Origin of the sequence: Kitasatospora sp. NPDC089797, assembly GCF_040684795.1 — a bacterium.
Lineage (GTDB): Bacteria > Actinomycetota > Actinomycetes > Streptomycetales > Streptomycetaceae > Kitasatospora.
Window position 1 is genome coordinate 101,740 of record NZ_JBFBGS010000031.1, and the last position, 8,613, is coordinate 110,352.

The 8,613-nt window shown below is 72.9% G+C and carries 6 protein-coding genes; 5 read left to right on the top strand and 1 reads right to left on the bottom strand.

Annotated elements, in window-relative coordinates; all coding sequences use genetic code 11:
* Window positions 1-29 precede the first annotated feature (29 nt).
* The gene (locus tag AB0O91_RS25170) at window positions 30-491 is read left to right on the top strand and encodes an Lrp/AsnC family transcriptional regulator (RefSeq protein WP_030278207.1); all 462 of its coding nucleotides are present in this window, start codon (window positions 30-32) and stop codon (window positions 489-491) included.
* Between the two features lie 87 nt (window positions 492-578).
* Here the strand turns inward: AB0O91_RS25170 and AB0O91_RS25175 are convergent, their stop codons facing one another.
* Entirely contained in the window at window positions 579-1,163 is a 585-nt protein-coding gene (locus tag AB0O91_RS25175; RefSeq protein WP_363437030.1) for a TetR/AcrR family transcriptional regulator, read from the bottom strand.
* A gap of 127 nt (window positions 1,164-1,290) precedes the next feature.
* On the opposite strand from AB0O91_RS25175, the gene AB0O91_RS25180 reads away from it, so the two are divergent.
* From AB0O91_RS25180 to AB0O91_RS25195, 4 genes are all read left to right on the top strand, one after another.
* Window positions 1,291-2,559 carry a hypothetical protein gene (locus tag AB0O91_RS25180; RefSeq protein ID WP_363437032.1) on the top strand — a complete coding sequence of 423 codons (1,269 nt, stop codon included), beginning with the start codon at window positions 1,291-1,293 and terminating at the stop codon, window positions 2,557-2,559.
* A gap of 163 nt (window positions 2,560-2,722) precedes the next feature.
* Complete coding sequence (gene paaN, locus AB0O91_RS25185; RefSeq protein ID WP_363437035.1) at window positions 2,723-4,423, top strand: phenylacetic acid degradation protein PaaN; 1,701 nt, start codon at window positions 2,723-2,725, stop codon at window positions 4,421-4,423.
* Window positions 4,424-4,566: 143 nt separating this feature from the next.
* On the top strand, window positions 4,567-6,063 hold the full coding sequence (locus tag AB0O91_RS25190; RefSeq protein WP_363437038.1) for an FAD-dependent monooxygenase: 1,497 nt from the start codon (window positions 4,567-4,569) through the stop codon (window positions 6,061-6,063).
* A gap of 290 nt (window positions 6,064-6,353) precedes the next feature.
* Window positions 6,354-8,525, top strand: coding sequence for a protease pro-enzyme activation domain-containing protein (locus AB0O91_RS25195; protein WP_363437041.1), 2,172 nt, complete (start codon window positions 6,354-6,356; stop codon window positions 8,523-8,525).
* Window positions 8,526-8,613 lie beyond the last annotated feature (88 nt).

The window sequence follows — 8,613 nt, forward strand, 5'->3', positions numbered from 1 at the left end:
GTGTGTCCAATCGGCGAGGGTGGGGGGTCATGTCGGCTGAACAGATGTCCAGACTCGACCGGGTCGACCGGTCGATCCTGCGGCTGCTGCAGCAGGACGGTCGCGCCTCGATCCGCTCGGTGGCCGAGCGGGTGCACGTGTCCCGGGCCAATGCGTACGCCCGGATCTCCAGGATGGTCGAGGACGGCATCATCCGCGGCTTCACCGCCCGGGTGGACCACGAACGGGCAGGTCAGGGCGCGTCCGCGTACATCACCCTGAAGATCGTGCAGAACTCCTGGCGCACCGTGCGCGAGCAGCTGCTGGAGCTGCCCGGGGTCGCCCACATCGCCCTGGTCGGCGGTGACTTCGACGTCCTGCTGCTGGTGCACACCGCCGACAACCACGCCCTGCGGGAGCTGGTGCTCAACCGCATCCAGTCCATCCCGCAGGTGCTCGGCACCCGCACCATGCTGGTGTTCGAGGAGACCGACCAGGTCCCCCCGGACTGAGACCGACCAGGCCCCCGGACCGGAACCGGCCCGGTCCCCCGGCCCGATCCCTCGGCCCGGACCCGCCGGACCCGCCGGACCGGCCGCTCAGCGCGCCCGCAGCCCGTCGAAGGCCAGGTGCACCACCGCGTCCGCGACCCCGTCCGCCCCCTTCAGCCCGGGCCGGTACCACTCCACGATCGAGTTGATCATCCCGAACAGCAGCCGGGTCGCCAGCCGGGGCTCCACGTCCCCGCGCAGCGCGCCGTCCGCGACGGCCGCCCGCACCAGGTCCGCCACCTGGTGGTCGAAGTCCCGCCGCCGCTCCAGCGCCCACAGCTCGGTGGCCGTGTTGCCGCGCACCCGCAACAGCAGCGTCACGTACGGCAGCTCCGCCAGCAGCACCTCCGCGGTGCGCCGCACCACGTGCTCCAGCCGCTGCACCGCCGGGCCCGTCACCGCCGCCGGCTCGGCCAGGATCGCGAACAGCCCGTCCAGCGCCCGCCCGACGGCGAGCCGGAGCAGCTCCTCCTTGCCGCGGACGTGGTGGTAGATCGAGGACTTGGAGATCCCGGCCGCCCGGGACAGGTCCTCCATCGAGGTGCCGTCGTATCCGCGCTCGTTGAACACGTCGACGGTCACCGCGAGCAGTGACTCGACGGTGTAGGCGGTGCGCGTGGTGTGATCGGCCATCCTCCGAGTATCCCCGGCCGCCCCGGAGGTCACGCGATCGGGGCGCTCGGTCCATCCCCGCCGCAGAGGCCAGGCCCTAGACTCGGCGGACGATCGTCCACGTCCAGCAGGCTGGGGTCCACAGCTGATGAACGCAATACCGGCAGTCTCCTCCGACGTGCCCGAACAGCACAGCGAGGAGCCGGCGGACGTCCCGGACGGCTGGCAGGAGCGCGCCCGGGCCCTGGTGCTGCGCTACGGACCGGCCGTGTGGTGCTACGCGGTGCTCAAGCTGATCGGCTTCACCGTCTTCATGAAGCTGCTGTCCTTCGGCGGCGACTACGCGAAGAAGCCGGCCCGGTTCGGCGGCGGCGCCAACCCCTGGGACGTGCTGGCCAGCTGGGACGGCTGGTGGTACCAGCAGGTCGCCCGGTTCGGCTACCACCCGGCGCTGGTGCCGATCCCGGGCGGCCAGCCCGGCTTCACCATCGAGCAGAACTCGGCCGCCTTCTTCCCGCTCTACCCCGGCCTGATCCGGCTGACCTCGGACGTCACCGGCCTCGGCACGTACGGCGCCGGGATGCTGGTCTCGGTGGTGGCCTCGCTGTTCGCCGCGGCCGGGATCTTCGCGGTGGTGGAGAAGCTGTCCGGCAGCGCGAAGGCCGGCGTGATCGCGGCCGGGATCTGGGCGATCGCCCCGGGTTCGGGCGCCGAGTGGGCGGTCTACTCGGACTCGCTGTTCGTCGCGCTGGCGGCCTGGGCCTGCTACTTCACGATGACCCGGCAGTGGGTCACGGCGGGGGCGGTCACCCTGGTCGCCGGGCTCAACCGGCCGACCGCCGCGGCACTGATCGGCGCCGTCGGCCTGGCCGCGCTGGTCGAGCTGTTCCGGCGGGAGAGCGGGGTGCTGCGCCCGCTGGCCGCGATGGTGCTGGCCCCGCTGGGCCTGCTCGGCTACGTGGCCTGGGTGGGCTGGCGGACCGGCGAGTGGGGCGGCTACTTCCGGATCCAGCACGACGCCTGGCTGCACTACTTCGACTGGGGCCAGGGCACCTGGCAGGCGATCCGCGGCGTGCTGCTGGGCCGCAACGACTACCCCTTCGCCTTCCCGGTGCCGGACCTGCTGGCCACCCTGATCGTGTTCAGCCTGCCGGTGCTGATCGTGCTGCTGGTCCGGCTGCGCCCGCCGCTGGTGCTGACCGCCTACACCCTGGCCACCATCGTCTCGGTGCTCGGCAGCCTGGGCATCTTCGGCAACGTCTCGCGCTACCTGCTGCCCGCCTTCCCGCTGTTCATCGCGCTCGCGGTGGGGATGCGCAAGCTCAGCTGGCCGGTGCTGGCGGCGGTGCTGGGCACCGGCGCGATCGCCTCGGGCTGGTACGCCGGGTACGTGATCTTCGAGCTCGGCGTTCCGTAGACCGCAGCGGTACGAAGCATCCGCCGAGCCCCGGGGGCGCGTCCTACCAGGACGCGCCCCCGGCGCGTTCCGGCCGGAAATCCGTTCCCTGCACCCTCTTGAGCCGACCGATCGTTCGGTTACCCTGTGACGTGTCCCGTCCTCCCTCCTGAGGAGCGCACAGATGTCCGCAGCGGTCACCCACCCCCTCGTCGGCGAGCTGGTCGAGCGCCACCAGGCCACCCTGGACGCCGCGCTCGCCGCCGCCGCGAAGCGCGACTACTGGTCCCCGTACCCCGAGTTCCCGAAGGCCTACGGCGAGAGCGGCCCGGCGGACGGCAAGGCCGCCTTCGACGCCCTGCTCGGCCGGCCCTTCGTCCTCGACGGCCACCCCACCGACGGCGACCAGGTCGGCGGCGAGGCCTCCCCGTACGGCATCGAGCTGGGCATCGGCTACCCGCACGCCGGTCCGGACGCGCTGATCGCCGCGCTGGAGGCCGCCCGGCCCGGGTGGGCCGCCGCCACCCCGCTGCAGCGCGCCGCGGTCTGCCTGGAGATCCTGCAGCGGATCAACGCCCGCTCGCACGAGTTCGCCCAGGCCGTCATGCACACCACCGGCCAGGCCTACGGCATGGCCTTCCAGGCCGGCGGCCCGCACGCCCAGGACCGCGGCCTGGAGGCGGTCGCCTACGCCTACGCCGAGCAGACCCGGCTACCCGAGCAGGCCGGCTGGACCAAGCCGCAGGGCAAGCGCGAGCCGCTGGTCATGACCAAGCAGTTCACCGTCGTCCCGCGCGGCCTCGCGCTGCTGATCGGCTGCAACACCTTCCCCACCTGGAACGGCTACCCGGGCCTGTTCGCCTCGCTGGCCACCGGCAACCCGGTGCTGGTCAAGCCGCACCCGCGGGCCGTGCTGCCGCTCGCGCTGACCGTCGCCATCGCCCGCGAGGTGCTCGCCGAGGCCGGCTTCGACGCCAACCTGGTCTGCCTGGCCGCCGAGCACGAGGGCGGCACCGTCGCCGCGACCCTCGCGGTCCGCCCCGAGATCAGGATGATCGACTACACCGGCTCGACCGCCTTCGGCGACTGGCTGGAGGAGCACGCCAAGCAGGCCCAGGTGTACACCGAGAAGGCCGGCGTGAACGCGGTCGTGATCGACTCCACCGACGACTACAAGGGCATGCTCGGCAACCTGGCCTTCGCGCTCTCGCTCTACAGCGGCCAGATGTGCACCACCCCGCAGAACGTCCTGATCCCGCGCGGCGGCATCGGCACCGACCAGGGCGACAAGTCCTACGACGAGGTGGTCACCGACCTCGCCGCCGCCATCGAGGGCCTGCTCTCCGACGACGCCCGCGCCGCCGCCGTCCTCGGCGCCGTGGTCAACCCGGGCGTGCTGCAGCGCTCGGCCGCCGCAGCCGGCGGCGAGTACGGCGAACTCGCCCTCGCCCCGCGCGCGGTGGTCTCGCCCGACTTCCCCGGCGCGACCGTCCGCACCCCGGCGCTGGTCAAGCTCGACGCCGACAAGCCGGACGACCGCGCGGTCTTCCGCACCGAGTGCTTCGGCCCGGTCGCCTTCGCCGTCGCCGTCGAATCGACCCCCGCCGCCGTGGAGTTGCTGCGCACCACGGTCCGCGAGAAGGGCGCCATGACGGCCTCCGGCTACACCACCTCGCCCGAGGTGGAGGCCCTGCTGGTGGCGGCCGCACTGGACTCCGGCGTCTCGCTCTCGCTCAACCTCACCGGCGGTGTCTACCCGAACCAGACCGCCGCCTTCTCCGACCTGCACGGCACCGGCGCCAACCCGGCCGCCAACGCCGCCTACTGCGACGGCGCCTTCGTCGCCAACCGGTTCCGCACGGTGGAGATCCGCCGCCACAGCTGAGCCGTCCTGCCCCCGCGTCCCCCGGCCGGCCACCGCCACCGGGGGACCGGCGGTTCACAGCTCCGACCGCGCCCGCGATGATGGAGGCTGGGAGAACGCCGGGAACGGCGTCCAACCGCCCTCCGAACAGTGGGAGCTGATACATGACCGTGAAGCCGACGACCGAAGCCGACGTCATCATCGTCGGGGCCGGACCGACCGGACTGCTGCTGGCAGGCGACCTCGCCGCCGCCGGAGTCGGCGTCACCGTCCTGGAGAAGCGCACCGTCGAGTCCAACCTCACCCGGGCCTTCGCCGTGCACGCCCGCACCCTGGAACTCCTGGACGCCCGCGGCCTCGCCGACGAACTGATCGCCACCGGCCGCCCGCTCGGCGGGCTGCGGATGATGAACCGGGTGGGCATCGACCTCAGCTCGCTGCCCAGCCGCTTCCCGTTCGTGCTGATCACCCCGCAGTACCACGTCGAGCGGGTGCTCCGGGAACGCGCCGAGCGGGCCGGCGCCGCCATCGTGCGCGGCGCCGAGGTGACCGCACTGCGCCAGGACGCCGAGGGTGTCACCCTGGAGAGCGCCGACGGCCGGAGCCACCGCGCCCGCTACGCGGTCGGCACCGACGGTGTCCGCTCCGCCGTCCGCGAGCTGCTCGGCGTCCCCTTCCCCGGCGAGTCCGTGGTCGACTCCGTGGTCCTGGCCGACGTCCGGCTGGAGCGGGAGCCCGCCGACGCCATCGCGGTGGGCGCCAACAAGTCCGGCTTCTCCTTCATCGCCCCGTTCGGCGACGGCTGGTACCGGGTCATCGCCTGGGACCGCAACGAGCACCACGAGGACGGCACCACCCCCACCCCCGAGCAGCTCGCCGCCATCGTCCAGGCCACCCAGGGCGAGGACTACGGCCTGCACGACGTGCGCTGGAGCTCCACCTTCCACAGCGACGAGCGCCAGGCCCCCAACTACCGCTCCGGCCGGGTCTTCCTGGCCGGGGACGCGGCCCACTGCCACTCCCCGGCCGGCGGCCAGGGCATGAACACCGGCCTCCAGGACGCCGCCAACCTCTCCTGGAAGCTCGCCGCCGCCCTGCGCGGCCGGGCCACCGACGCGCTGCTCGACACCTACCAGACCGAACGGCACCCGGTCGGCAAGGCGGTGCTGCGCACCTCCGGCGCGCTGATCCGGATCGCCCTCGCCGAGTCCGCCCCCACCCGCGCCCTGCGCGGCGCCCTCACCGCGCTCGGCGGCCACCTCGACCTGCTCACCGAGCGCGGCGCCCGCACCATCTCCGGCATCGAGATCGCCTACCCCGCCCCCAAGGGCGCCCACCCGCAGGTCGGCAAGCGGGTCCCGGACCTGCGGCTGACCGCGCTCAGCAAGCCCTCCGAGGGCGAACCGGCCGGCCCCGAGCGGCTCTACGAGGCGCTGCGCGCCGGGAAGTTCGTGCTGGTCAGCAATGACGAGCTGGCCGCCGTCGCCCCCTGGTCGGACCGTCTCGTCCCGGCCGCCCCGGCCGACCCGCACGGCAAGCTGGCCGACACCGTCCTGCTGATCCGCCCCGACGGCTACGTCGCCTGGGCCGCCGTCGACCCCGGCCAGGGCGAACTCCGCGAAGCCCTCACCAGCTGGCTCGGCGCCCCCGCCGAGGCCTGACCGTCGCACCCCAGGGCGCGCGGGCCCCGGCCCGCGCGCCCTGTTCGGCGTGCTCGCACACCGTTCGGCGGGCTCGCGCACCGGTCTGGACCACTGCCGCAAAGGCACCCATTCACTGAATGCAACCCCGGATTCCCCGGCCCTCCACAGTTGACTGTTTTTTAGCAACCGATTGCCCGACCATGATCCACAGCCCGGATCGGCTCTGACATGTTCTAGCCAGCGTTCCCGAACCCCTCGGAGCGCCTTGCCCCTTGCCGGCTCCCCACAGCCGGCCGGAGGAGGATCCGTTGCGCCCCCGTTCCCTCGCCGTCGCCGCCGCGATAGCCGTCCTGCCGCTGACCGCCGTCTCGCTCGGCGTCTCCACCGCGCAGGCCGCCCCCGTCCCCCACGCCACCCCGCGGGTCGCCCTGCCCGACACCGTGAACCCCGCGGTCGCCCACTCCGAGAAGCAGGGTGACGTCCCGTCCGGGCAGCAGCTGTCCGTCGCCGTCAGCCTCAAGCTGCACGACTCCGCCGGGCTGGACCGCCTCCTCGCCGCGGTCGCCACCCCCGGCGCCCCCGAGTACGGGCACTACCTGACGCCCGAGCAGTTCACCGCCCGCTTCGGCCCGACCGAGCAGGACGTCCAGCAGGTCAAGGCCTACCTCACCGCCCAGGGTCTGACGGTCAGCGGCGTCAGCGCCAACCGCCAGGTGGTCAACGCCCACGGCAGCACCGCGCAGGTCTCCCGGGCGTTCGGCACCCACGAGAGCGCCTACGTCGACCCGCAGCAGCAGCGCACCTACTTCGCCAACGACGACGCCGCCTCGGTCCCCGCCGACCTGGCCTCCGTGGTCCAGGGCGTCAGCGGCCTGGACAACCACGCGGTGCGCAAGAACCACCTGGTCCAGCCGAAGACCGCCGCCCCGAACGCGGCCACCGCCACCCCCGACGGCATGAGCCCGGCCCAGTACCAGGGTGCCTACAACCTGGACAAGACCGGCGCGGACGGCACCGGCACGACCGTCGCCCTCTGGGAGTTCGACGGCTACAAGTCCTCCGACCTGACCAGCTACGACGCCCAGTACGGCCTGACCGGCCCGGCCGTCTCCACCGTGTCGGTCGACGGCGCGAACTACGACTCCGCGCCCGGCCGGGGCATCGGCGAGGTCGAGCTGGACAGCGAGATCGTCCGCGGCGCGGCGCCCAAGGCCACCCAGCTGGTCTACGAGGCCCCGAACAACGACCAGGGCGAGATCGACATGGCCAACAAGATCGTGACCGACAACAAGGCCACGGTCATCTCGATCTCCTGGGGCTCCTGCGAGCCGGACACCACCGCCTCCTCGATGACGGCCGTCGACAACGCCTTCAAGCAGGCCGCCGCCCAGGGCATCTCGATCTTCTCCGCCTCCGGCGACGACGGCTCCCGCGACTGCACCCGCTCCTCCAGCGGCTCGAGCGTCACCTCGGTCGACTTCCCGGCCTCCAGCCCGCACCAGACCGGTGTCGGCGGCACCAACCTCCAGGTCACCGCCGACAACGGCTACTCCTCGGAGAGCGCCTGGAGCACCGCCGGCGGCGGCGTCTCCACCGTGTTCGCCAAGCCCGCCTGGCAGACCGGCACCGGCGTGGACGGCACCATGCGCACCGTCCCGGACGTCGCCTCCAACGCCGACCCGCAGAGCGGCTTCGCGGTGTACACCAGCGGCGCCTGGCAGGTCATCGGCGGCACCAGCGCGGCCGCCCCGCTGTGGTCCGGCTACGCGGCGCAGTTCGACCAGAAGGCCAAGGCCGCCGGGCAGCCCGCACTCGGCGAGGCCGCTCCCAAGCTGTACGCGGTCGCCAACAGCAGCAGCTACGGCAGCGCCTTCCACGACGTGACCACCGGCGCCAACCAGGACTTCTCGGCCGGCCAGGGCTACGACCAGGTCACCGGCTGGGGCAGCCCGGTCGCCGACGCCCTGACCACCGCCCTGCTCGGCGGCTCCACCGGCAGCACCACCCCGCCGCCCGCCGGCGGCTGCACCGCCGCCCAGCTGATCGGCAACGGCGGCTTCGAGACCGGCACCGCCGCCCCCTGGACGAGCTCCGGCAGCGTGCTCGACAACGGCTCCTCCGAGCCCGCCCACTCGGGCAGCTGGAAGGCCTGGCTGGACGGCTACGGCTCCGCCCACACCGACACCCTGGCCCAGACCGTCACCGTCCCGGCCGGCTGCAAGTCCGCCGTGCTGACCTTCTGGCTGCACGTCGACACCGCCAAGACCGACCCCACCCCGACCGACACGCTGACCCTCCAGGCCGGCTCGACCACCGTGGGCACCTGGTCCAACGCGGACGCCGCCGCCGGCTACGTCCGGCGCACCGTGGACCTGACCGCCTACGCCGGCCGGACCGTGAACCTCGCCTTCACCGGCACCGAGGACGGCAACGGCCAGACCAGCTTCGTGATCGACGACGTCGCCCTGAACGTCGGCTGACAGTGATGATGTTCGTGGTGACGTCGCTGGTGGGTCTGACTCCTCGGCTGACTGACGTCTCGACTGTCCTGTTTGGGATCTGTCGGCT